Raw genomic sequence first — 25,357 nt, forward strand, 5'->3', positions numbered from 1 at the left:
ACAGAATGACTGATGTCGTCGTGGTCGAGTCGCCTGCCAAGGCGAAGACGATCAACAAGTATCTGGGGGATGGATTTACGGTACTCGCCTCGTTCGGCCATGTGCGCGACCTGCCGCCGAAGGATGGCAGCGTCCGGCCCGATGAGAATTTCGCCATGGACTGGGAGGCCGACGAGCGCGGCAGCCGGCAGATCGCCGCGATCGCCAAGGCGCTGCGCGGCGCGCGGCATCTGTATCTGGCGACCGACCCGGACCGCGAGGGCGAGGCGATTTCCTGGCATGTCCGGGCGATGCTGGAAGAGAGGAACCTGCTGAAGGGCGTGGACGTCCAGCGGGTGACCTTCAACGAGATCACCAAGAGCGCGATCCGCGCCGCCATGGCGCAGCCGCGCGACCTGGACCAGCCGCTGATCGAGGCCTATCTGGCGCGGCGGGCGCTGGATTACCTGGTGGGCTTCACCCTGTCGCCCGTGCTGTGGCGCAAGCTGCCGGGCTCGCGCAGCGCGGGGCGGGTGCAGTCGGTGGCGCTGCGCCTGATCTGCGAGCGCGAGGCGGAGATCGAGAGCTTCCGCAGCCGCGAATACTGGACGGTCGGCGCCGAGTTCACCACGCCCGAGGGGGCGCGCTTCATCGCGCGGCTGACCCACCTGGCCGGCCGCAAGCTGGAACAGTTCGACCTGCATGACGAGACCGGCGCGATGGCCGCCAAGGCGGCGGTCGAAGCCGGGCAGTTCGCCGTGCGGTCGGTCGAGCGACGCAAGGTGCGCCGCAATCCGCCGCCGCCCTTCACGACCTCTACCCTGCAGCAGGAGGCGTCGCGCAAGCTGGGCATGGGCGCGCAGGTGACGATGCGCACCGCCCAGCAATTGTACGAAGGCATCGACCTGGGCGGCGAAACGGTCGGCCTGATCACTTATATGCGCACCGACGGCGTGCAGATGGCCGGCGAGGCCATCGCCGCCATCCGCGGCCATATCGGCGAGAGCTTCGGCGCCGCCTACCTGCCGGACAAGGCGCGCATCTATTCCACCCGCGCCAAGAACGCGCAGGAAGCGCACGAGGCGATCCGCCCCACCGATGTCGGCCGCGCGCCCGCCGACGTCGCGCGCCATCTGACCGACGACCAGCGGCGGCTTTACGAGCTGATCTGGAAACGCTCGGTCGCCAGCCAGATGCAGTCGGCCGAACTGGACCAGGTGATCGTCGAGATCGCCGATGCGGGCGGGGCGGCGACGTTGCGGGCCACCGGTTCGATGATCGCCTTCGACGGGTTCCTGAAGCTATACAGCGAGGGACGGGACGATACCGGGTCGAAAGACGAGCAGGACGAGGACAGCCGCATGCTGCCGCCGATGCGCGAGCGCGATCCGCTGCGGCGCGGCGCGGTTGCGGCCGAGCAGCATTTCACCCAGCCGCCGCCGCGCTATTCGGAAGCGTCGCTGGTCAAGAAGATGGAAGAGATCGGCATCGGGCGGCCGTCGACCTATGCCTCGATCCTGTCGGTGCTGCGCGACCGCAACTATGTCCGGCTGGAGGCCCGCCGCTTCATTCCCGAGGATCGGGGCAGGCTGGTCACTGCGTTCCTGACCTCGTTCTTCGAACGCTATGTCGACACCCAGTTCACGGCCGGGCTGGAAGAGCAACTGGATGACATATCGGGCGGCCGGGCGGACTGGCGCGACGTGATGGCGGCCTTCTGGCAGGATTTTTCCCACGCGGTCGACCAGACGAAGGAACTGAAGATCTCCGACGTCATCAACGCGCTGGACAACGACCTGGCGCCGCATTTCTTCCCCGCCCGACCCGACGGCGGCGACCCGCGGGTCTGCACCGCCTGCGGCACCGGGCGGCTGGGGCTGAAGCTGGGGCGCTATGGCGCGTTCATCGGCTGTTCGAACTATCCGACCTGCCAGTTCACCCGCCGGCTGGTGGTGGACCCCAAGGAAGAGGGCGATGCCGACACGCTGAAGGACGGGATGCGGGTGCTGGGCCAGCACCCCGAGACCGGCGACGAGATCAGCGTGCGGCGCGGCCCGTGGGGCCTGTATGTCCAGCAGGGCGAACCCGACCCCGAGGACAAGAAGGCCAAGCCCAGGCGCGCCACCATCCCGCGCGGCATCGAAGGCGACAAGATCACGCTGGACCAGGCGGTGGGCCTGCTGTCCCTGCCGCGGATCATCGGCCCCCATCCGGAAACCGGCGAGATGATCGAAGCCGGGCTGGGGCGGTTCGGGCCCTATGTGAAGATGGGCGCTGTGTTCGGATCGCTGGACAAGGATGACGACATCCTGACCGTCGGGCTGAATCGCGCGGTGGACGTGCTGGCGCGCAAGCTGGCGTCGGTGCGCACCCTGGCGCCGCATCCCAAGGACGGCGAGCCGGTGATCGTGCGCAAGGGCCGCTTCGGCCCCTATGTCCAGCACGGGCAGGTCGTCGCCAACCTGCCGCGCGGCGAGGCGATGGAAGACGTGACCCTGGATGCAGCGCTGGCGCTGCTGGCCGAGAAGGGCAAGCCGCTGAAGCCGCGCGGCAAGGCCGCGGCGAAGAAGGCCCCCGTGAAGAAGGCTTCTGCCAAAAAAGCCGCCGCCCCCAAGGAAGCGAAGCCGAAAGCCGCCCGCGCGAGCGCCAAGGCCGGCACCAAGGAGAGCGCCCCCCCCCGGGCGCGGCGCGCCGCAGCCAAGGCGGGCTGAGGATGGAGGGACGGGACCTGTCCGACCCGCCTTCACCCGATCCCGTGCCGACCGATACTGCGCCCCTGGCCGCTCTTCCGGCGGCCAAGGGGGCGTTGCCGGACCGCGAGACCCTGCGCCGGTTCATCGCCGGCGCCAGCGGCCGGGTGGGCAAGCGCGAGATCGCCCGGGCGTTCGGCCTGGGGCCGGAGCACAAGGCGGCGCTGCGCGACATGCTGCGCGCGCTGGCGCTGGAGGGCACGCTGGTGCCGGCCGGCGCCAGGCGGTTCCGTGCCTCGGCCGCGATGCCGGAGGCCGCGGTGGTGCAGGTCACGGGCACCGATCCGGACGGCGATCCGATCGCCCGGCCGGTGGCATGGGACGGCGACGGGCCGCCTCCGGTCATCTTCATGCATCCCGAGCAGAAGGGACGCCCCGCCCTGGCGCCGGGAGAGCGGGTGGTCGCCCGCCTGAAGCGCCTGGGCCCCGGCCGGTACGAGGGACGCACCCTGCGCCGGCTGACCGACGCGCCGGCGCGCATTGTCGGGGTATTCCGCTCCGCGCCGCCCGATGTGCCGCCGCCGGGGGACGTACCGCGCCGCCCTGCCGAGGCCGGCCGGCTGATCCCCGCCGACCGGCGGGCGAAGGCGGAATGGATCATCCCCGCGGGCGAGACGCTGGGCGCCGAGGACGAGGACGTCGTCATCGCCGAGCCGCTGCCGCTGGCCGGGCCGGGGCTGAAGCCCGCGCGGATCATCGAACGGCTGGGCCCGATGGGGGATGCGCGGTCGGTCAGCCTGCTGGCGATCCATACCCATGGGATTCCCGACGCCTTTTCCGCCGAGGCGCTGGCCGAGGCCGAGCGGGCGCGTGGCGTGCCGGCCGAAGGGCGCGAGGATTTGCGCGAGGTTCCGCTGATCACCATCGACGGGGCCGACGCACGCGATTTCGACGATGCGGTCTATGCCGAGCCTGACGGCGACGGATTCCGCCTGATCGTCGCGATCGCCGACGTGGCGCATTACGTGCGTCCGGGATCGGCCCTGGACCGCGAGGCGCAGCGGCGCGGCAACTCGGTCTATTTCCCCGACCGGGTGGTGCCGATGCTGCCCGAGGCGCTGTCCAACGGCTGGTGCTCGCTGCGGCCCGGCGAGGATCGGGGCTGCCTGTTCGCCGAGCTTCATATCGATGCCCACGGCGCCAAGACCCGCCATCGCTTCGGCCGGGGCATCATGCGCAGCGCCGCGCGCCTGACCTATGACGAAGCGCAGGCGGCGATCGACGGGGTGCAGGAGACGGGGCTGCCGGACGGGCTGATCGGCACGCTGTTCGCCGCCTTTCGGGCGCTGGCGGCGGCACGGGCGCGGCGCGGCACGCTGGACCTGGACGTACCGGAACGGGCAGTGCAGCTGGACCCGCAGGGGCGAATCGTCGCCATAGACCCGCGCCCGCGTTTCGACAGCCACCGGCTGATCGAGGAATTCATGGTGCTGGCCAATGTCGCCGCCGCCGAGGAACTGGAGCGCCGCCGCCGGCCATGCCTCTACCGCATCCATGCCCCGCCCTCGCCCGAGCGGGCGGGGGCGATGCGCGACAGCCTGTCGGTCATGGGTTTTGCCCTGCCGCCGGCCGGTGCGCTACAGGCCCGCGACCTGGGCCGGATCCTGGCGCAGGCGGCCGGGGGCGACTCGGCGACGCTGGTCAGCGAGACGATCCTGCGGGCGCAGAGCCAGGCGGAATACAGCCCGGACAATATCGGCCATTTCGGCCTGGCGCTGCCGGCCTATGCCCATTTCACCAGCCCGATCCGTCGCTATGCCGACCTGATGGTCCATCGCACCCTGATCGGCCTGGGCACGCTGCCGCCCGACGGCATGCCGGCCGGCGATGCCGCGCGCCTGGCCGAGATCGGCGAGCAGGTCAGCGCCACCGAGCGGCGCGCCGTCCTGGCCGAACGAGAAACCACCGAACGCTATGTCGCACTGTGGCTTGCCGAACGCATCGGAATGGAATTTTACGGTCACGTGACAGGCGTGGCCCGGTTCGGCGCGTTCGTGACATTGACGCGGACCGGCGCCACCGGTCTGGTGCCGGTATCGACCCTGCCCGACGATGTCTGGACCCATGACGACACGACTCAAACGCTGCGCGGCCGCCATGGCGGGATGCGTCTCTCGCTGGGACAGCCCGTCACGATTCGTCTGGTCGAGGCGACGCCGGTGACGGGCGGCCTGCTGTTCGCCCTGGTCGATCCGGACATGGGCGCCGATCGGGTTGCCGATCGGGCCCACCGGACCGATGCGGCGCGCCGCGGCCGCACGCGTGGCATGCACCGACGCTGATGCGCGGCCTGCCCTTTTCGGCTGCGCCGGGCCGGCCGCCCGCGCGATTGCGCCGGGCGGCGCGGCGCATCGCCATGCTGGCGCTGCCGACGCGGTCGATCGCGGCGATGCTGATCGTCATCCATCTGACGACGGCGGTGGCGGGCCATGCGGCCCAGACGCCAGCCCCCATCCCGCAGCCCGCGCCGCCATCCGCCCCGACGCCGACCGTGGCTCCGGCCACGACTCCGGCTGCGCCGGCGCCCCAGGCGGCGCAGGATGCCCAGACGCCGCAGGGTACCGGCGCATCGGTCCAGGCCGACCTGGACCCTGCCCTGCTGTCCTCGGTCGTCAGCGCGGCGCTGGCCTTCCTGCTGCCGCGCACGCTGGAGAGCCATACGCCGCGCGAATTTTCCCTGTGGGGCCTGAACGGGCTGAGCGCCATCGACCCGTCCCTGACGGTGGCCGAACCCGCCGGCGCGGTCCAGCTTGCCCAAGGGCAGGAGACGATCCTGCGCCTGCCCGCCCCGGCCGAGAGCGACCTGGCCGGCTGGACCGCGCTGACGGTCCAGTTGATGCGGGCGGCCTGGGGCCGCTCGGCCGCCCTGCGCGACGGCGGCGGCGGCGGGCTGCTGCAGGGGTTCTTCGACGAGTTGTTCAACCATATGGATCCGTATTCGCGCTATGTCGCGCCCGCGCCGGCCACGACCGACCGCGACACGCGCACGGGCGGCGAGGCGGGAACCGGCCTGACCCTGGGCCGCGACGCGCGGTCGGTCCTGATTACCGGGGTCAATGCCAATGGTCCGGCCTGGCCGGCGGGGCTGTCGACCGGCCAGAGGCTCTATGCCGTCAATGGCCGCGCGACCCGCGACCAGACGGCCGGCACGGTCGCCCAGTGGCTGCTGGGCGAGGCCGGCAGCAAGGTGACGCTGCTGGTGGGCGATGCACGTGGCCGGAGGACTGTCGTGCTGCGCCGCGCATCGGTACCGCCCGAGACGGTCTTCGCCTATGCGGCGGACCATGTGGTGGTGATCCGCGTCACGGCCTTTTCCGCCGATACGGCGCAGGAAATGAGCCAGTATCTGGACCAGGCGTCGGACGACGCGCATCTGCGCGGGCTGGTGGTGGATCTGCGCGGCAACCGGGGCGGCGTGCTGCAGCAGGCGGTGACGACCAGCGCGCTGGTGCTGGATCGCGGCGTCGCGGCGATCACCAACGGGCGGGATCCGCAGGCCAACCATGTCTGGGCGGTGCAGGGCGGCGACATGACCGGCGGCGTGCCGATCGTCGTGCTGGTGGACGGGCGCACCGCCAGCGCGGCGGAAATCCTGGCCGCCGCGCTGGCCGACCACCGGCGCGCCGTGGTGGTCGGCAGCGCCACGCTGGGCAAGGGGCTGGTGCAGACGATCGGCCAGATGCCCGACGGCGGGGAATTGTTCGTGACCTGGAGCCGCGTGCTGGCACCACTGGGCTGGCCGCTGCAGGGGCTGGGCGTGATGCCGCAGCTCTGCACCAGCCGGGGCGAGGCCGACCTGGCCCGGCAGTTGCAGGACCTGGCGGCCGGCCAGGACGACATGCGCGATGCCGTCCACGCCGCGCGGGCCGCGCGCTATCCGGTGCCGGTATCGCGGATCCTGGAGATCCGCAAATTCTGCCCGGCGGCCATCGGCACCGATTCCGACCTGGATGCCGCGCGGTCGCTGCTGGACAATCCGGCGGAATATCGCGCCGCCCTGGACGCCATTCCCGACGAGGGCACCTATGCCCCGCAAACCGAATGACGGCCGGATGGAACGGGACGAGATGACGGAGGGCGGCGGACCATGACCGAGGCCCGGCTGCGTACCAGCCTGTGGGCTGCCGCCGTCATCCGGCGGGCGAACCAGGACGGCCACCCCGCCATGGTGCTGCGCCGCGGTGATGCGGATGCGGGGGGGGTGCTGGCGGTGCTGCTGCGACGGGACGGACGCCTGTCCGTGCTGAGCCAGACCCGGGCGCCGGACGGGCGTCCAGCCTGGATTCGCGGCACGGGGACCGAACCGGTCGACCAGCAGGCCGCCGACGCCTATGTCGCCCGCCAGGTAGGCCGCGACCCCGACCTGTGGGTGCTGGAATTCGACGCGCCGAACCTGTTGCCCCCGTTCGAGGCGCTGCTGATCTGACCATGGGCGCTGTGTGCGCTGAGCCACACAACGGGCCGCACAACCTGTTCCACGCGCGGCCGGGCAGCCCATGGATTGCCATAAGCCCGTCTTTCGGCAAAAGAAGACGATGATTGACCGCCCGCAAGGGGGCTCTTACGAGAGACCGCCGGCCGGGCCAGGCATATTCGCTCGACCGGGCGAGACGATCGACGGCGCCCGGCGAAGGGAGAGAACAGGTTATGACATTGCGGCACGGATTGCTTACGGGGTCCTTCCTCGCGGCTTCATGCGCCCTCGGCGCCGTCCTGTCCGTGGCCCCGGCCGCTGCCCAGCCGGTGCAGGGCCTGTATGTCGCCGGCGCCGGCGGGGCCAGCTTCAACCAGGACCAGCGGGTACGGTCCTCGCCCAATTTCCCCGACGGGCGCGACAGCTACCATACTGGCGTCACCGGCATCGGCAGCGTCGGCTGGGGCCTGGGCAACGGCTTCCGCGTGGAAATCGAGGGCAATTACCGCAATAACGGGCTGCAGGGCTTCAATTCGGGCGCAGTGCCCGGCAGCCGGGCCGGCGGGCGCCAGCAGACCTATGGCGTCATGGCCAATGCCCTGTTCGACATGGATATCGGCAAGAGCTGGCTGTTCCCGTATTTCGGCGCGGGCGTCGGCTATGCCTGGCAGGCGATGAATGCCAGCGTCACCGCGCCGAACAACAGCTTCAGCCAGCAGATCGGCGGCACCTACGGCAATTTCGCCTATCAGGGGATCTTCGGCCTGGCCTTCCCGGTGCCGTGGGTGGTCGGGCTGTCGGCCACCGCGGAATACCGGTTCTGGACGATGCTGGGGCCCCAGTCGCACGGTGCGCGCGCGCTGGGCACCATCGGCGGCTATGACATGATGCACCCCTATGGCGCGTCGTCGGGCAATCGCGACACCAAGACCGATTTCAACCATTCCCTGCTGCTGGGCCTGCGCTACGAATTCAATCCGGCGCCCCCGCCGCCGCCGCCCGCGCCCGAACCCGCGGCTCCGGCGCCCGCGCAGAGCCGGACCTATCTGGTGTTCTTCGACTGGGACAAGGCGGCGCTGACCGAGCGTGCCCGCAGCATCGTCGCGGCCGCTGCCCAGGCATCCACCCACACCCAGACGACGCGGATCGAGGTGGACGGCTATACCGACAATTCCGCCGCCCATCCCGGGCCGCGCGGCGCACGCTACAACATGGCGCTGTCGCTGCGCCGCGCCCAGGCGGTGCAGGCCGAACTGGTCCGCGACGGCGTGCCCGGCGCCGCGATCGAGATCCACGGCTTCGGCGAATCGCATCCGCTGGTGCCGACCGGCCCCAACACCCGCGAGCCGCAGAATCGGCGCGTCGAGATCATTCTGAAATAAGTCACGGCCGGGCTCTGCCCGAACCCGCAAGGGGCCATATGGCCCCTTGGACCGGCCAGCTTTGGCCCGGGAACATGAAAACTCAGGCCAGGCCGGTGAAGAGCGAAGTGGACAGATAGCGTTCGGCGAAGGACGGCGCGATCACCACGATCGTCTTGCCCGCATGTTCCGGCTTCTGGGCCAGTCTTATCCCCGCATGCAGCGCGGCGCCCGAGGAAATGCCGATCGGCACCCCGTCCAGCCGGGCGCAGCGGCGGGCGGCGGCGATCGCCTCGCGCTCGGACACAGTCAGCACGCCGTCCAGCGCAGCCAGGTCCAGCGTATGGGGGCAGAAACCCGGGCCGATGCCCTGGATACCGTGGGGGCCGGCCTCGTCCCCGCTCAGGACCGCGCTTTCGACCGGTTCGACGCCGTAGACCGCCAGCCCCTCCTTGCGCGGCTTCAGCGCATGGGCGATGCCGCTGGCGGTGCCGCCAGTGCCCAGGCCTGCCACGACGATATCCACCGTACCCTCGGTGTCGGCCCAGATCTCCTCGGCCGTGGTGGCGGCATGAATGGCGGGATTATCGGGATTGTCGAACTGGCGCGGCATCCAGGCATGGGGCGTCTTCTTCAGGATGTCCTCGGCCCGGGCGATCGCGCCGGCCATGCCCAGCCGCGCCGGCGTCAATTCCAGTTCGGCATCCAGCAGGCGCAGCATCTTGCGCCGTTCGACCGACGCGCCCTCGGGCATGGTGACGATCAGCCGGTATCCCCGCGCCACGGCGACGAAAGCCAGCGAAATGCCGGTATTGCCCGAGGTCGGCTCGACCAGCACCGTCTTGCCGGGCACGATCTCCCCCCGCCGTTCGGCGGCCAGCACCATGGCCGCGCCGATCCGGTCCTTGACCGAGGCCAGCGGGTTGAAGAATTCCAGCTTCAGCAAAATGCGGCTGGTCAGTTCGTCCTCACGCGTCAGGTGCGGCAACCCGACCAGCGGCGTGCCGCCGACCGTATCGACGATCGAATCGTACACCCGGCCCCTGGGATGGGCCAGGCCCAGCCGGTCTTCATCCGCCATCGTCATCTCCCCTTCGCCTGCATCACGGCCGTTCCGGCAATCGCACCGTTCCATATTCCCCGGCACGGCCCCTGACGCGGATTTAATCGCAATCATGGAGATAATCCACCATCATACCGAATAGAAACGTGGATCATCGTCCCCGTTCCTGTTAGATTTCCGCCATTAACCCTGCGCCGGGCCGCCCGCGCGCCGGATCGGACACACGGCAGGACAGGAGAGAACAGGGATGCTGCTTCGGCGTGACAGGGCGATGATCGCGGTCCTTATCATGCTGGATGTCGCGTTTCATGCCGGGCGAAGCGGCACGGTCAGCGCCGCCGACATCGCCGAGCGCGCGGGCCTGGCGCGACGCGGCATTGAACCGCTGCTGCAGACCCTGTCGCGTTCCGGGCTGCTGGAGAGCGTGCGCGGGCCGCGCGGCGGCTACCGCCTGGGCCGCCCACGCCGGGACATCACGCTGGCCGATATCGTCGATACCGCCACCGCAGACGATTCGTCGACCGATGACGGCCCGGCCGGCGCGCTGTTCGCCAAGGTGATCGAACCCTGCTGGCAGAAGCTGGATGACGCGGTATCCGGCCAGTGCCGCAAGCTGACCCTGGACGATCTGGTCCGCCGCGCCGAGTCCAGCGGCATGCGCCGCCCGCTGGCCGAGCCGATCACCTTTTCGATCTGACCGGGTCAATCCGATCCGGCGTGGTTGATCGGATCTGACGGCCGGCGGTGGCGCCGGCCTTAGTGATGCTCTTAGTGATGCTGGGCGGTTAGTGATGCTGGACGGTGTGCGTCGTCCGGCGACGCGCCGTCTTCTTCTTGACCGGCGCGGGTGGCGGCGGTGCGGTGACGGCAGGGGTCGGCACCACGACGCCCGTGGCGTCGACGCTGGCGGCCACGACCAGCGACCGGCGCGGCAGGCCGCTGCCGCGGATCAGCGTCACCGTGAAATGGTCCGGTCCGGCATAGGCGGTGTTGGGCGTGTACGTCACATAAGTGTGATTATTGTAGTTATAGATGAATGCCTTGCCGTGCTCGGGCGCCGGCGCCACGCCGAACGAGGCATAGGACTGCCCGCCATCCTGCTGAACCAGGATCTCGCAATTCCCGTCATCGCTCCGCACGGTCATGCTGGCCTGCAACTGGCCCGACGCGTCCGGACGCACGGGACCGACCTTGCAGACCGCCGAACGCTTCAGATAGCCGAACGGGTTGGGCGGCACGGCGGCCTGTATCACGGGCCTGTTTTGACAGCCGGCCAGCAGCGCGGACGCCGCCACCAGGATTGCAGAAGACAGTCGCACTCGCACTCGTCAGCTCCGCTTGTTCACAGACCGCAGGCGCCGGGGCACGCGGTCGAAAATCGCCGGCCACCGCTCTAGAGCAGATCGCGGGACGGTGGAACTCCCCCGCCGCGTGAATCTGCGTACCGGCCCGCCGGCCGACACCGTCCGGACCTGCCCGGACGGACCATCGGGACAACGCCCGAGCACGCGGAAATGCGGCACCAGAACGCTTGCGGCCCGCGCCCCCGGACGATAGAAGCGCGTCCGAACGGACCCAGATTTTAATTGCCAACGCAACCGCCAGGGTTATGTTGCCATTATAAAGTTCTAGCCAATCTAGTTCACATATTGGTTCATATGCCGGCTGCCATCCGGCGCAGCACCTTGATCGGTCTGGAGAAATCACACCATGTCTTTTCCGATTCGGCGTGCCGCAATGGCCGGCATGGCGCTTGCCGGGTTTTTGAACGGCCAGGCCGCGATGGCGGCCGATGCCTGTACCACCTCGCCCGCGCATGAGGCGTTCGACGTCCAGGGCCTGAAGAGCGAGCTGATGGTCACGGCGCTGTCGTGCAACATGCAGGACCGCTACAACAGCTTCGTCGCCCAGTTCCGCGGCACGCTGCTGGCCGAGGAGAACACGCTGAACGGCTATTTCCGCGCCACCTATGGCCGCAGCGCCCAGCGGGAGCATGACGACTACATCACCCAACTGGCCAACGTGCAGTCCGAGCGGGGGCTGAAGGCCGGCACCGCCTTCTGCAACCAGCGCGCTGCGATGTTCGACGAGGTCGCGGTCCTGGATACGCCGGCCGATCTGTCCAGCTATGCCCAGGCCAAGGACATCATCCAGCCGGCCTCCTACGAGACCTGCATCGCGCCCGAGCGGAGCCTGCGCACCGAAATCCGCACCCGTTATCGCGGCCGGCGGACGCATTCGACCCGTAGCTGAGACCGGCGGCGGAACATAGGGAGCGGGTAGACGGCGGCGCCGGCCTGTCGGGGCGCGCTTGACAGGCGCCGGGGTGGCGGAACAAAGAACACTCCATGAACGACGATCTCTTCTCCGCGCCGCGGCCGAACCGGGACACACGCAACCGTCCGGCCGCGCCCACCGCACCGGCGCGCGGCGACGGTGGAGAGTACGACGCCAGCGCGATCGAGGTGCTGGAGGGGCTGGAGCCCGTGCGGCGCCGACCCGGGATGTATATCGGCGGCACGGACGAGGTCGCCTATCACCACCTGGCGTCCGAGATCCTGGACAATGCGATGGACGAGGCCGTGGCCGGCCACGCCACCACGATCGACGTCACGCTGGAGGCCGGCGACTGGCTGACGATCCGCGACAACGGGCGCGGCATCCCGGTCGATCCTCACCCGAAATTCAAGGATCGCTCGGCGCTGGAGGTCATCCTGACCACGCTGCATGCCGGCGGCAAGTTCTCGGGCAAGGCCTATGCCACGTCGGGCGGCCTGCATGGCGTGGGCTCGTCGGTGGTCAATGCGCTGGCGGCGCGGATGGAAGTCGAGGTCGCGCGCGACCGCGCGGTCTGGCGCCAGGTCTATGAACGCGGCCATCCGGTCACGCCCCTGGAGCGGATCGGCGCCACGCAGAACCGGCGCGGCACGCAGATCCGCTTTACCCCCGATCCGCAGATTTTCGGTCGGCTGCATTTCTCGCCCGCGCGGCTGTACCGGCTATGCCGGTCGAAGGCCTATCTGTTCCGGGGGGTGACGATCCGCTGGTCGTGCGACCCGGCGCTGATCCGCGACGCCGACATCCCGGCCGAATCCGTGCTGCATTTCCCCGGTGGCCTGGCCGACAGCCTGCGCGACGAACTGGGCGCGGCCACCCTGCTGACCGACATGTGGTCGGGCGAGGCCGACCTGCCGGTCGGCCCCGACGGCGCGGCTACCGGGCGGATGGAATGGGCCATCGCATTCCTGGAATCCGGGTCGGCCAATCTTGCGTCCTATTGCAACACCATCCCGACGCCGCAGGGCGGCACGCACGAGACGGGATTCCGCGCGGCCCTGCTGAAGGGGTTCCGCGCCTGGGGCGAGCAGCGTTCCAACAAGCGCGCCGCTTCGATCATTGCCGATGACGTGCTGGGGGCGCTGGCGGCCAAATTGTCGGCCTTCATCCGCGATCCGCAATTCCAGGGCCAGACCAAGGAGAAGCTGACCTCGCCCGAGGCCGGCCGGCTGGTCGAGACGGCGCTGCGCGACCGGTTCGAACAATGGCTGGCCGGCCATCCGGCGCAGGCCGACAATCTGCTGGCCTTCATCATCGAACGCGCCGAGGAGCGGCTGCGCCGCCGCGACCTGAAGGACACGCCGCGCAAGAGCGCGACCCGGCGCCTGCGCCTGCCGGGCAAGCTGACCGATTGCACGCGCGAGAACGCGGCCGAGACCGAGATCTTCCTGGTCGAGGGCGATTCCGCCGGCGGGTCGGCCAAGCAGGCCCGCAACCGCGAGACCCAGGCCGTGCTGCCGCTGCGCGGCAAGATCCTGAACGTAGCCAGCGCCTCGACCGAGAAGCTACGCGCCAACCAGGAGCTGCGCGACCTGATCGAAGCGCTGGGCTGCGGCGTCGGCGACCGGTTCGAGGCCGCCCGCCTGCGCTATGGCCGGGTCATCATCATGACCGACGCCGACGTGGACGGCGCACATATCGCATCGCTGCTGATGACCTTCTTCTACCGCGAGTTGCCCGATCTGATCCGCCAGGGGCACCTGTATCTGGCGCAGCCGCCGCTCTACCGGCTGACCCAGGGCGGCAAGACGGTCTATGCGATGGATGACGCCGATCGGGAACGCAAGCTGAAGCGCGATTTCAAGCCGAACGCGAAAATCGAAGTTTCGCGCTTCAAGGGCCTGGGGGAAATGCCACCGGGCGACCTGAAGCAGACGACGATGGACCCGAAGCGGCGCACCCTGCTGCGCGTGGTCACCCCGGCCGAGGACCGCGCCCTGACCAGCGAGCGGGTCGAGCACCTGATGGGCCGGCGGGCGGAACTCCGCTTCCAGTTCATCCAGGAGCATGCGAGCATGGTCGAGGATCTGGACGTCTGAAGATCCTGTCTCATCGGATCTCGTCCCACTGCTGCTCCTGCCGCACGGCACCAACACCGACCTTCTGACGCAGGATACAGACCATCATGGCCACCGGCACGGCCCCGGACGCCATTTCCGGGCAGAAACCGGCCGGCGGGCCGGTCGGCGCCGCCTTTCTGCTGCTGGGCGGCATCGCGTCGTTCCAGGTCGGCGGGTCGCTGGCGAAACTGGTCTTCGTGCAATTCGGCCCGCTGGGCACCGTCAGCCTGCGGCTGTGGCTGGGCGCGATCCTGCTGGGCGCGCTGGTGCGCCCATGGCGCGCGGCCCCCGACCGGGGGACATTGCTGCTGGTCGCCCGCTATGGCGCGTCGATCGCCGTGATGAACATGCTGTTCTATCTGGCGCTGGCGCGCCTGCCGCTGGGCGTCGCCGTGACGGTCGAGTTCCTGGGGCCGCTGATCCTGACCTTCGCGGAGTCGCGCCGGCCGGTCGATCTGCTGCTGGCGGTCCTGGTGTTGACCGGGCTGGGACTTCTGCTGCAGCCGGGGGCGGCGCTGCATGACGGCGGGATCGACCTGCTGGGAGTCGTCTTCGCGCTGCTCGCGGGGGCGGCATGGGCGGTCTATATCCTGGTCGGCGCGCGTGTCAGCCGACGGATGGACGCGCCACGGGCCACCGCCATCGGCCTGGCGGTCGGCGCGCTGCTGGCGACGCCGGTCTTCGTGCCCACCCTGCCGCATGTTGCGGCCCATCCCGCCGCCGCCGCGCTGGCAGGCGTGGTGGCCGTGCTGTCCTCGGCGCTGCCCTATACGCTGGAAATGCTGGCGATGAAGCATCTGAACGCCCGGCAGTACGGTATCCTGGCCAGTCTGGACCCGGTGATGGCGGCCCTGATCGGGCTGGCCCTGCTGGGCGAACGCCTGGCCCCCTCGCAATGGATCGGCATCCTGTGCATCGTGGCGGGTTCGATCGGCGGCGTGATGGTTCCCCGCGCGGCCCGGCCCGCAGCGGCGACGGCCGGCGAGCCCTGAGCGCCCCCGCCTTCCGCCGTTATGGCAGGCCGAGACAGGGCGCTACGAACAGGGTGCGCCGCCAGGCTCCGCGCAGCGTATGCGCCGCGACGATGGCCCAGACCACCGCCAGCCCCACCACCAGTACGCCGCCGAACACCGCCAGCAGCGCCAGGTGCGTCTGGCGCGCCAGGGTCAGGGTAGCCAGGGCATAGACCCCCAGCGGGAAGGTGAACCCCCAGCACCCCAGGTTGAACGGCAACCCCTGCCGCAGATAGCGCAGGGCAGTCGCAACCCCGAACATCAGCCACCACGCGCCATAGCCCCACAGGATCGTCCCGCCGATGATGCCGGCGCCGGCGGCCACGGGCCCGAGCGCCGCCATGCCGTTGGCGTTGCAGATCGCCGGCGCGTCCTGGCCCAGCGCCAGCAGCCCCAGCGCCCCGGTCCCAAGCGGCCCCAGCGCCAGCCAGCCCGAGGCCGCCATCTCACGCGGGGGCAGCTTGTGCAGCATCAGCCGCAGCACCAGGATCGCCAGCACGCTGCAGGCCAGGGGCACGGAAAATGCCCAGAGCGCATAAGAAAGGATCAGCATCCGCCACGCCGCGGCCGGGTCGGACAGGTGCGGCAGCAGGGCGCCCGCGGTCGCGGCCGCGACCTCGGCCGCGACGATCGGCAGCAGCCAGACCCCGGTCATTGTGGGCAGCGTGTGATCCTGGCGGACGATCATCGCCAGCGGGATGCCGATCCCGACCGCGACGGACAAAGCCGCATCGCACCACCACAACGCCACGGCCGCATCGACCGCGCCCTGCCCCCAGCAGGGAACGCCGAAGGCCAGCAGGCCGCCGATGACCGTCGCCAGCCCCATCGGAATGGTGCCCAGGAAGGTCGCCATGACCGGATGGTCGAAGATGCGCCGCGCCTCATGCCGGTACAGGACCCAGCGCGCCGCGTACAGCCCTGCGAACAGCAGCCAGAGCAGGCCCGCCACCCCCCACAGGGCCGTGGAAACGACCTCGATCGCCGCGGTGCGGAAGGGCGCCTGGTGCAAGGCCAGCCCCAGCACGCCGGTGCCCATCGTGACGGCGAACCAGTTGGGCGTGAAGCGCCGGATGACAGGATACGAATCGTCGTCGCAGGCGCGACGGGGCAGGGTAGGAAATTGCGCGCTCATAAGGACGGGACCATTTTGCCGGGACGTGATCCGTGGACGATGCGCCGATCCGATCAAACATGAAAATAGATTATTAAGATAGAATTGATCTGAAAATCAGAACAAATATCACCATATGATGCACGGCGTCTGTCGGATGGCATGGATGCCCGCATCGCCCGGTCATTCATCGGTGCGCACCTGGCCGGCCGGCATCGCCGCGACCATGATTTGTGTCCTTTGTGACACAGGCACCCGGCATGGGTTTATTCGACAAGGGGGCTTATCGTTGCGACATATTATATGTCCGCAACAAATATTCCTGAATAATATTATGTAAATTCATGACATACTATGACACATATCAATCCTGCGGAACAAGATGGCCAGTTATCGGCATGGGCTTCGGGGCGGGTATGCGATGCCCGACCACTGTTGCAGATGAACAACAGATTATGAAGAATTTGCGACACCCCGTCCGACCGCCGGTCGACAAGCTGGAGGAACGATGTAACTTTTATTAACGCGAAGTAATAGGAAAGTTACAGAATGACCCCTCGGAACAGAAAGTGGATGTTGCTGGCATTTTCCGCATTCGGCGGAACGCTGGTGACATCCGCCTTTGCCCAGACGGCGGCTTCCCAGACGGCCACGTCACTGACCAGCGCCGCGTCCGTCGCCCCGGCCGGCGGCACCTCGGGCGCCGGCAATGCCGAGAATGTGGTGGTGACGGGCTCGTTCCTGCGAAGCTCGAACAACACGGCCGCCGATCCGGTGCAGATCATCACGTCGCGCCAGATCCAACAGACCTCGGCGACGAACCTGGGCGACTATCTGTCCCGCCTGCCCTCGATCGGCTCGTCCGGCACGGGCAATACCCAGACCAACGGCGGTGATGGCGTCTCCTGCACCGACCTGCGCAATCTGGGGCAGAATCGCGTGCTGATCCTGATCGACGGCAAGCGCACCGCCATCAACGGCCAGGCCGCCTGTGTCGACCTGAACTCCATTCCGCTGAACGAGATCGCGAGCATCGAGATCCTCAAGGATGGCGGCTCGGAACTCTATGGCGCCGATGCGGTGGCGGGTGTCGTCAACATCAAGCTGCGCCACGACGTGAACACGGCCAACCTGATGGTCAAGGGCGGGGTCAGCCAGTATGGCGACGGGCTGTCCGGCCTGATCTCCGGCACGAAGGGCTTCAATTTCGACCATGATCGCGGCAACATCACGATCTTCGGTCAGTACAACACGACGCAGGGCATCCGCCAGCGGGACCGCGACTGGTCGGCCAATCCGCAATTGTCCAACCCCGTCGCCGGGCCGGGCGTGACGCCGGTCTATGGATCGTCGATTCCGCCTGCCGCGCGCGTGCTGGACGCATCGGGCAATCTGAACCTGGTGTCGGACCAGAACGGCACGACGTTCCACGACTTCACGAAGGCCGATCGCTTCAATTTCGGCCAGTACCAGTACCTGACGAACCAGATCCAGAATTCATCGCTGAGCGGCGACGCGCATTACGATGTCGACCGGCATCTGGATGTGTATGCCAACGTCCGCTACAGCCACCGCACGTCCTTCATGCAGATGGCGGCGGCCCCGGTCACCGGCAGCATCTATCCGTCCACGCTGCCCAGCAGCTTCGTCCTGCCGGCCGGCAACCCCTATAATTACTGGGGCGAGGACGTCGATCTGTACAAGCGCATGAACGATCTGGGCCCGCGCCGCGAGAACAACGCGACCGACACCTATACCGTGATCGCGGGCGGCAAGGGCGAGCTGTGGTACGGCTGGAACTATGACGCGTCCATGACGTACGGCTGGAACCAGACGACCGATTCCTACAACAACATGGGCAATTACGCCCATCTGGAGCAGGAACTGGGCGTGCAGCAGCTCGACCCCACCGATCCGAACAGCGCGGTGGTGTACAACCCGACCGTGTGCACCAGCCAGCCCGGATGCGTGCTGCAGAACCCGTTCCAGCCCTATTCGGCGGCGGCGGCGAACTACGGCAAGTTCACCGAGCACGATCACGCCTATTACCAATTGCGCGACTTCAACCTTCGGCTCAACAACGACAAGGTCGCCAAACTGCCCTACAAGAACGGCGGCAATCTCGGCCTGGCCTTCGGCATGGAGCATCGCAGCGAGCAGTTGAGCTATTCGCCCGATCCGCTGGTGGCCTCGGGGCAGACGACGGGCAATACCTCGTCCTATACCGGCGGCGGCTTCAACGTAAACGAGGTCTATGGCGAAGCGCAGCTGACGCTGCTGCACAATGCCCCGCTGGCCCGCGACCTGACGGTCGACGCCCAGGGCCGCTGGTCCAGCTACAACACGTTCGGCTCCACCCAGAACTGGAAGAGTTCGATCGTCTGGGCGCCCACGCGCGACGTGCGCTTCCGCGCCACGCTGGGCACGTCCTATCGCCAGCCGAACGTCTATGAACTGTATGGCGGTTCGTCGCTGGGCTATAATGCCGCCGTCGATCCATGCGCACAGGCCGGCTCCTATGGCGGCCTGTCCCCCAATGTGATCGCGAACTGCATGCGGCAGGGCGTGAACCCGGCGACCTTCGTGGATGCGAATTCCGGCCAGGTGCCGACGATTTCGGGCGGCAATGCCAAGCTGCAGCCCGAGACCGGCCGCACCTATACGATCGGCGCCGTGCTGACCCCGCACTGGGTACGCGGCCTGTCGGTTTCGGTCGATTACTGGCACTACACGCTGAAGAACATGATCAGCCCGCTGCAGACCCAGTATATCCTGGATGGCTGCTATACGGGCGCCAACCCGGGCTATTGCAGCGATATCTCGGCCCGCACCAACACCGGGCAGTTGACCACGGTCACCGGCCTGGACCAGAACCTGGGCGGCCTGAAGACCAGCGGCATCGATTTCGACCTGGATTACCGCCTGCGGCTGTCGCCGATGGACGTGCTGACGGTGTCGAACAATTTCCAGCAGATCGTCAGCTACCTGCAGCAGAACGAGCCGGGCGGGGCGTGGTTCAACTATGCCGGGCGCCTGTTCTATCAGGGCGGCGTGGGCATCCTGGATGGCGGCGGCATTCCGCGTGTGACCGATTACGCCACCGCGACGTGGCAGCACGGTCCGTTCGCCCTGACCTATATGATGCATTACACGGGCGGCATGGTCTGGAACAACGGCACCCAGGACCTGACGGCCAAGACCGCCGGCCAGTGGCGGACGCCGGGGATCTTCTCGCACGACCTGACGCTGGCCTATCGCCTGCGTAACTGGAACTTCGAGGCGGGCGTCAACAACATCCTGGACAAGAAGCCGCCGTTCGTCTTCGACTCGGCGTCCAACACCAACCTGGCGCAATACAGCACCCTGGTGGTCGGCCGCTATGTCTTCCTGCAGGCCGGCGTGGATTTCTGACGCACTCATTTCGTGATTGCCGAAGGGCAGTGGTCGTTCCGGCCACTGCCCTTTTTTATCCCGCCGCCCGATCTCGATACGTTCTAAATTATCTTTTATCCCATCCTGGCGCGCCAGGATTGGTGCACTGACAGAACATTGTTATCCTGCCGCGATCGCGACCGAACGCGCTCGACCGACCGAACCGGACGCATTCCGCGGGCGGGGGCGCGCAATCGCGGGCATACCCCATGCCGGATCGGTCGAACGACAGACCGACATGAGATACACACGATGAATCGCAAACTCCTTCTCTGCGGCGCGGCCCTCGGGCTTTGGATGTCCGCCGCCGCCACGCTGCCCGCCGTTCCGGCTCTGGCCGCCGATCATGCGGCGCAGGGCGCCCCGCAGGACGATGACGGGAAATCTTCCCTCGCCCCCTTCGATTTCACCCCGCGGCAGAAGATCTCGGACGGCATCGTCACGGTCCGCGGGCAGAAAATCGCCTATCAGGCCGTCGCGGGCACGCTGATCGTGCATCCCCGCGACTGGGACGACGCGGCCCCGGAAAAGAAGGGCAAGCCGGGGGACCAACCGGTGGCGGCGATGTTCTATGTCGCCTATTTCAAGAAGAACGTGGCGCCGGCCGCGCGGCCGATCACCTTCGTCTATAATGGCGGTCCCGGATCGGCCACGGTGTGGCTGCATATGGGCGCCTTCGGCCCGCGGCGGATCGTCACGGCCGACGACACCCATACGCCTGCGGCGCCTTACAAGCTGGTCGACAATGACGACAGCCTGCTGGACGTCACCGACCTGGTCTTCATCGACGCGCCGGGAACCGGATTCGGGCGGATCGGGGGCAAGGACAAGGAAAAATCGTTCTACGGCACGGACCCCGATGCCTGGGCCTTTACGGATTTCATCGCCCAGTTCCTGGGCCGGTATCACCGCTATAACGCGCCCAAATATCTCTTCGGCGAAAGCTACGGCACCACGCGGTCGGCCATCGTCGCGAACATGCTGAAGCAGGACAAGGAGATCGACCTGAACGGGGTCATGCTGCTGTCGCAGATCCTGGATTACGACAACAACATCGACCGGGCCGAGGCCAATCCCAGCGTCGATCAGCCCTATATCCTCGCCCTGCCCAGCTATGCCGCCACCGCGTGGTATCATCGCAAGCTGCCGCACCAGCAGGCGGACCTGAAAACATTCCTGCATGAGGTCGAGCATTTCGCACTGTCCGACTATGCCGGCGCGTTGCAGGACGGCACGGCGATCACCGACCAGCGCCTGAACGAGATCGCCGCCCGCCTGCATGATTATACGGGCCTGCCGGTCGATTACATCAAGCGCGCCAATCTGCGCGTCAATGGCGGCGAATTCGAAAAGACCCTGATGGCGGATGAGGACGCCGACACCGGCCGGCTCGACAGCCGTTTCTCGGGCGCCTCGATCGACCCGCTGTCGCAGCATCCGTTCTACGATCCGATGGATTCGGCGATGGGCTCGGCCTATCTGTCGGCCTTCAACGATTATGCTCGCGACGTCCTGCATTATGGCGGCGATAGCCCGACCGGCGCCTATGAGGAATACAAGGCCAGCGCTCATTCTATCGGCAAATGGTCCTTTACCCACGAACAGCCCGGTATCCCGCATTCGAATCGCGGCCTGCCCAACGTCCTGCCCGACCTGGCCATGGCGATGAAGGAAAATCCGATGCTGAAGGTGCAGCTCAACCAGGGCTATTTCGACCTGGGCACGCCCTATTTCGAAGGCGTGTACGAAATGCGCCACCTGCCGATTCCCCGCAAGCTGGCCGGAAATATCGAGATCCATCAATATATGTCGGGACACATGGTCTATGCCCATGCGCCGGCACTGAAGGAACTGCACGACAACGCGGCGGACTTTATCCGTCGGACGGATAATTTACCGCACTGAACGCGGCGCGCGGCGGCCGATGAAGTCGCCTTGCCGCCGAAATGCGTGCAACGATTCCGGCGGCAGCATACCCGGACAGATCATTTAAACGCCTGTACCCTGCTCCGGCACGCCCGCGCCCGGTCCGTATGGATATGGCGATTGGACCCAGCATGGGGCCGGAATCAATCTCGCATGATGAAATTGTACGTTGCAAAAATGCAACCTGTGGACATTTTCCGACGCACCACAGACGCATGACGTTGCGTTTTTGTTACAATCTGCGTGCAATGGATATCGGAGCATCGCTCGACTTTTTTATTTTTCGTCAACTTCAATGCAGGTATTTCATGGTCTCATACAATGCGTCACCGCGTCAGCGTACCCTTGCGGTACCTGGCCAGGTCCGAAAGCGACGACGCCATCCGACTTTCCTAGCAACCCATCCAGGCAATCGCGGCCTGTTGCTGTGCGCCACGGCGCTGATCGCTGCCACGGCGATTCCGGCCTTTGCTACCGCCCAGACAACCCCCACTCGAACCACTCCGGTTCGCCACCATGCGGTGGCAAAACCGAAGGCGCAGAGAACCTCGGCCCCCGCAGCAATTGCGCAGACCCCCACCACACCGGTTCCCGCCCCCCCGACATCCTCACGCAACGCCGCGCTTATCGCGCACGCGGCGACTGCGGCCAGCGCGCCCATCCCAGACCAGCAGGCAGAAAACGTAGTCGTCACGGGATCGTTATTCCGCGATCCAAATATGACTACCGCCTCACCAATCGTGCAGCTTACACGAACCGAGCTACAGCAGCGCGGCATTCACAATGTCAGCGATGCACTGCAATCCCTCTCATCGAACGGCGCGGGCAACTTGACCAATGCCTGGACAGCCGGTGGCGGTTTCGCCGGGGGTGCCTCAGCCCCGTCACTTCGCGGCCTGTCCACGGACTCTACCCTGGTATTGATGGACGGCCAGCGCCTTTCCTACTACCCGCTGGCCGACGACGGCGAGCGTAATTTCGTTGATACCAACTGGTTTCCGTCATCGATCATGGAGAGGATCGACACGCTTCAGGACGGTGCCTCCGCGACCTATGGTGCGGACGGCGTCGCCGGTGTCGTGAACTATATTACTCGAAAGGAAATCAAGGGTTTTGAGGGCAACGCCGAAGGCGGTTTGACCCAGCGCGGGGATATGGGGCATCAGAAGCTCACTGCCACCTATGGATTCGGCGACCTTCGGCGCGACGGGTGGAACGTCTACGTCAACTCGGAATATCAGCAGGACGACCCGCTCTATTATCGCCAGTTGCAGTCACCGTATAACAACGGCGATCTGACGGGCATTGGCGGCACGAATGGTAACTGGAACGTGCTGGAAGGCGGAGCCATTCAGAACTTCGTCCAAACGCCGTTCGCACTTGCTCGCCCCGTCGTCAATGGTGTCCCGACTGGAGCAACCACTCTCGTTAATCAACGGGCAGGCTGTGGCTACCTAGGAAGCGTCGTGACTGGCGCACTCTATCCGGGCGACAACGGCCAGAGTCAGGCCTGCACGCAGAACAGCCAGAGCTACACTCAGATCGCGCCCTCACTGCGTCGGATAAACGCGACGCTTCATGGAACGTGGAACGTCAATGATCAGTCGCAACTGGTCGCGATGTTCAACTACTCGCAGGTGCTGTCAATCATGACGGGCGGACCGGACGCGGGCCCCGCTCCCGCGCGCACCTATTCCCAGAGTTTGAACGCCTCGACAGTCAATACGTTCGAACCCGTCTATCTTGCCAATGGCCAACTCAACCCGAGCGACCCCTTTGCCGCTCAAGGCGAGGAGGCAGCGATCTATGGGACCATGCCGAACGTCGCCTTTCGCCAGAACGAGTTCAGCCAAAACTTTCGCGGTTCCATTCGTTACAGCGGCTATCTGACGTCGCATTGGGGCGGAGACTGGAATTACGACGTCAATTTCGTCGGCATGAATTCAACCCTCGACCAGACCATCACGGGCGTCCCTCGGATCAGTAGCCTGCAGGAAGCGATAGCGACCGGCGCCTATAATTTCGCCGACCCTTCGGCCACGCCGCAGTCGGTTCTTAACATGATAGCACCGACGAATACGATCCATGCCCTGACCAAGGAGTATTCGGGAGACGCACATATCGACAAGGGGCTGTTCAAGCTTCCTGGAGGCATGGTGCGGCTCGCGATCGGCACCAATATTCGCTATGAATATTTAAATGATCCGAGTGCGAATCCCTACAACCCTGCCGACCCGGCGGCACAGTGGACCGGGGCGATCAACCCCGTCAACGCGCACGGCAGTCGCTGGGTGGAAGCCGGTTATTTCGAACTGAACGCGCCGATTGTAAAAATGCTCAACGCAAACGTCGCTGGTCGTTACGATCATTATTCCGAGGGCTTTTCGCATTTCTCGCCAAAAGTCGGCGTGCAGTTCAAGCCGCTCCGGGAGCTGACGCTTCGCGGTACCTTTTCCAAAGGCTTCCGTGTGCCGAGCTTTGCCGAAACCGGCGGCAGCAATGTCGGCTATACCCAGTTCGCGGTTACTGACCCAGGATGGCTCGCGCAGCATCAGTCGAACGGAAAGGCTGATACTTACGCACAAATCTATGGCCTGGGGATCAATACCTCTGGCAACCCGAACCTGAGACCGGAAATCTCCACCAACTTTACCGCAGGTCCTGTCTTCACGCCTACAAACTGGCTGACGCTTACGGCAAGTTATTATTACATCAGAAAAAACAATTATATCACACCCAACTCGTCCATCGCCAACACGGCGGCCGAAAATTGGGCGGCAGCTTACGCCGCCAATGGCTTGACGGCGGCCAACGCAACCCTTCCTGCAGGCGTCACGATCACGCCGAATCCATACGACGCCCAAAATCCCGGCGGCGCTCCGTCACCAGGCATCGTTAACGTAGGATACATCAACGCCAACAAAATCTATACCGACGGCTTCGACCTGGGTTTCCAGGCCCGCGTCAGATTGCCCGGCGCGTTGCATGACATACAATGGATCAGCAATGGCAACGCAACCTTTGTCCATCGGCTCAATCTGGTCTATCCGGACGGATCGGTGAACCGTTATGCGGGTACACTCGGTCCATATCAGGCCGTGTCGGCTTCAGGGACGCCCAAATGGCGTGCGAACTGGTCCAATACTTTCATCTGGCGTAAACTGGCAGTTACGCCCACTGTCTATTATACGAGCGGCTATCGTGACGTCGCTGATGATTATATTCCAGGCAGTTCGACCTCGGGATGCGAAAATATCATTTCGAACAGCTCGTTTGTCCCGATTCGTTGCCACACCAAAGGGTTCTGGGATGTCGACCTCACCGTTAATTATGCCATTTCCAAGCGGTGGTCGGCCTACGCAAACGTCTACAACTTGCTTGGTTTTCGGGCACCTCACGACTTCGGCACCTATTCGGGGTATCTTTACAATTCGTCTTGGGCACAAAATGGTGTCATCATGCGTTCATTCCAATTCGGCGTAAACGCCGCGCTCTGACCTCCGCAACACAGAGATGGGGTGATCTTTTTAGATCACCCCTTTTTTGCGATGAGCTGGCTTGGCAGTGCTAATTTCTGCTGAGATTTGGGTTCTTCCGCAAAGTGTGTGCTGCTGCAGCTTGTACGGGATCGGCAGAACCTGGAAGATTATGATAAATCAAAATCTTCCAGGAATCATCAACAGAGTTGTGTAGTCTGTATATTGATCTTCCGAATTTCCTTGTTCCGCGTCGAGTTATGACCGATGGCGGTAATGTTCGAATCCAAGCGGCTGCACGCAATCATGGCGCCGTTCGGTACCCCGATTGCCATATGAGGTCCCAGCGGGTTCTCAGCCACTATAGGCGCAAACTGGCAGACCTGCCTTGGCAGGCGCGTCCTATGATGGTCCTGATCGCCCGCTGCGCTT

The 25,357-nt window shown here is 66.1% G+C and carries 15 protein-coding genes; 12 read left to right on the forward strand and 3 right to left on the reverse strand.

Annotation, left to right across the window (positions count from 1 at the left end; genetic code table 11):
* Positions 1-5: 5 nt before the first annotated feature.
* The 5 genes from topA (at position 6) to QN315_RS09875 (ending at position 8,525) form a co-directional block, all read left to right on the forward strand.
* On the forward strand, positions 6-2,690 hold the full coding sequence (topA, locus tag QN315_RS09855) for a type I DNA topoisomerase (protein ID WP_323989100.1): 2,685 nt from the start codon (positions 6-8) through the stop codon (positions 2,688-2,690).
* 2 nt (positions 2,691-2,692) lie between these two features.
* Positions 2,693-5,011, forward strand: coding sequence for a VacB/RNase II family 3'-5' exoribonuclease (locus QN315_RS09860; protein ID WP_323989101.1), 2,319 nt, complete (start codon positions 2,693-2,695; stop codon positions 5,009-5,011).
* Between the two features lie 74 nt (positions 5,012-5,085).
* Entirely contained in the window at positions 5,086-6,774 is a 1,689-nt protein-coding gene (locus tag QN315_RS09865; protein ID WP_408904627.1) for a S41 family peptidase, read from the forward strand.
* Positions 6,775-6,816: 42 nt separating this feature from the next.
* The gene (locus QN315_RS09870) at positions 6,817-7,155 is read left to right on the forward strand and encodes a DUF1491 family protein (RefSeq protein ID WP_323989103.1); all 339 of its coding nucleotides are present in this window, start codon (positions 6,817-6,819) and stop codon (positions 7,153-7,155) included.
* A 221-nt stretch (positions 7,156-7,376) separates the two neighbouring features.
* Positions 7,377-8,525, forward strand: a complete 1,149-nt coding sequence (locus tag QN315_RS09875; protein ID WP_323989104.1) for an OmpA family protein — start codon at positions 7,377-7,379, stop codon at positions 8,523-8,525.
* Positions 8,526-8,607: 82 nt separating this feature from the next.
* Here QN315_RS09875 and cysK read toward each other — a convergent pair whose 3' ends face one another.
* Positions 8,608-9,591 carry a cysteine synthase A gene (gene cysK, locus QN315_RS09880; protein ID WP_176640451.1) on the reverse strand — a complete coding sequence of 328 codons (984 nt, stop codon included), beginning with the start codon at positions 9,589-9,591 and terminating at the stop codon, positions 8,608-8,610.
* A 223-nt stretch (positions 9,592-9,814) separates the two neighbouring features.
* Between cysK and QN315_RS09885 the strand changes: the two genes are divergently transcribed.
* Positions 9,815-10,264, forward strand: coding sequence for an Rrf2 family transcriptional regulator (locus QN315_RS09885; RefSeq protein ID WP_176640452.1), 450 nt, complete (start codon positions 9,815-9,817; stop codon positions 10,262-10,264).
* Positions 10,265-10,352: 88 nt separating this feature from the next.
* Here QN315_RS09885 and QN315_RS09890 read toward each other — a convergent pair whose 3' ends face one another.
* Positions 10,353-10,892 (reverse strand): Ig-like domain-containing protein, encoded by a 540-nt coding sequence (locus QN315_RS09890; protein WP_408904505.1) that lies wholly within the window; start codon positions 10,890-10,892, stop codon positions 10,353-10,355.
* A 385-nt stretch (positions 10,893-11,277) separates the two neighbouring features.
* Here QN315_RS09890 and QN315_RS09895 point away from each other — a divergent pair, with 385 nt between their 5' ends.
* The 3 genes from QN315_RS09895 (at position 11,278) to QN315_RS09905 (ending at position 14,956) form a co-directional block, all read left to right on the forward strand.
* Complete coding sequence (locus QN315_RS09895) at positions 11,278-11,820, forward strand: hypothetical protein (RefSeq protein WP_176640410.1); 543 nt, start codon at positions 11,278-11,280, stop codon at positions 11,818-11,820.
* Positions 11,821-11,915: 95 nt separating this feature from the next.
* Entirely contained in the window at positions 11,916-13,943 is a 2,028-nt protein-coding gene (parE, locus tag QN315_RS09900) for a DNA topoisomerase IV subunit B (RefSeq protein ID WP_323989105.1), read from the forward strand.
* Between the two features lie 86 nt (positions 13,944-14,029).
* Complete coding sequence (locus QN315_RS09905; RefSeq protein ID WP_323989106.1) at positions 14,030-14,956, forward strand: EamA family transporter; 927 nt, start codon at positions 14,030-14,032, stop codon at positions 14,954-14,956.
* A 19-nt stretch (positions 14,957-14,975) separates the two neighbouring features.
* Here the strand turns inward: QN315_RS09905 and QN315_RS09910 are convergent, their stop codons facing one another.
* Complete coding sequence (locus QN315_RS09910) at positions 14,976-16,112, reverse strand: TDT family transporter (protein ID WP_323989107.1); 1,137 nt, start codon at positions 16,110-16,112, stop codon at positions 14,976-14,978.
* Positions 16,113-16,664: 552 nt separating this feature from the next.
* On the opposite strand from QN315_RS09910, the gene QN315_RS09915 reads away from it, so the two are divergent.
* From QN315_RS09915 to QN315_RS09925, 3 genes are all read left to right on the forward strand, one after another.
* Positions 16,665-19,502, forward strand: a complete 2,838-nt coding sequence (locus QN315_RS09915) for a TonB-dependent receptor domain-containing protein (protein WP_323989108.1) — start codon at positions 16,665-16,667, stop codon at positions 19,500-19,502.
* A gap of 273 nt (positions 19,503-19,775) precedes the next feature.
* Positions 19,776-21,428, forward strand: a complete 1,653-nt coding sequence (locus tag QN315_RS09920; protein WP_323989109.1) for a S10 family serine carboxypeptidase-like protein — start codon at positions 19,776-19,778, stop codon at positions 21,426-21,428.
* Positions 21,429-21,664: 236 nt separating this feature from the next.
* A complete protein-coding gene (locus tag QN315_RS09925; RefSeq protein ID WP_323989110.1) occupies positions 21,665-24,946 on the forward strand; it encodes a TonB-dependent receptor domain-containing protein in 3,282 nt (1,093 codons plus the stop codon).
* Positions 24,947-25,357 lie beyond the last annotated feature (411 nt).

The organism is Nguyenibacter sp. L1 (genome assembly GCF_035199985.1).
Taxonomy (GTDB): domain Bacteria; phylum Pseudomonadota; class Alphaproteobacteria; order Acetobacterales; family Acetobacteraceae; genus Gluconacetobacter; species Gluconacetobacter vanlangensis.

Coding starts and splice junctions, on each gene's coding strand:
- topA (WP_323989100.1), top strand. CDS start 6: ATGACTGATGTCGTCGTGGTCGAGTCGCCTGCCAAGGCGAAGACGATC.
- QN315_RS09860 (WP_323989101.1), top strand. CDS start 2,693: ATGGAGGGACGGGACCTGTCCGACCCGCCTTCACCCGATCCCGTGCCG.
- QN315_RS09865 (WP_408904627.1), top strand. CDS start 5,086: ATGCTGGCGCTGCCGACGCGGTCGATCGCGGCGATGCTGATCGTCATC.
- QN315_RS09870 (WP_323989103.1), top strand. CDS start 6,817: ATGACCGAGGCCCGGCTGCGTACCAGCCTGTGGGCTGCCGCCGTCATC.
- QN315_RS09875 (WP_323989104.1), top strand. CDS start 7,377: ATGACATTGCGGCACGGATTGCTTACGGGGTCCTTCCTCGCGGCTTCA.
- cysK (WP_176640451.1), bottom strand. CDS start 9,591: ATGACGATGGCGGATGAAGACCGGCTGGGCCTGGCCCATCCCAGGGGC.
- QN315_RS09885 (WP_176640452.1), top strand. CDS start 9,815: ATGCTGCTTCGGCGTGACAGGGCGATGATCGCGGTCCTTATCATGCTG.
- QN315_RS09895 (WP_176640410.1), top strand. CDS start 11,278: ATGTCTTTTCCGATTCGGCGTGCCGCAATGGCCGGCATGGCGCTTGCC.
- parE (WP_323989105.1), top strand. CDS start 11,916: ATGAACGACGATCTCTTCTCCGCGCCGCGGCCGAACCGGGACACACGC.
- QN315_RS09905 (WP_323989106.1), top strand. CDS start 14,030: ATGGCCACCGGCACGGCCCCGGACGCCATTTCCGGGCAGAAACCGGCC.
- QN315_RS09910 (WP_323989107.1), bottom strand. CDS start 16,112: ATGAGCGCGCAATTTCCTACCCTGCCCCGTCGCGCCTGCGACGACGAT.
- QN315_RS09915 (WP_323989108.1), top strand. CDS start 16,665: ATGTTGCTGGCATTTTCCGCATTCGGCGGAACGCTGGTGACATCCGCC.
- QN315_RS09920 (WP_323989109.1), top strand. CDS start 19,776: ATGAATCGCAAACTCCTTCTCTGCGGCGCGGCCCTCGGGCTTTGGATG.
- QN315_RS09925 (WP_323989110.1), top strand. CDS start 21,665: ATGACGTTGCGTTTTTGTTACAATCTGCGTGCAATGGATATCGGAGCA.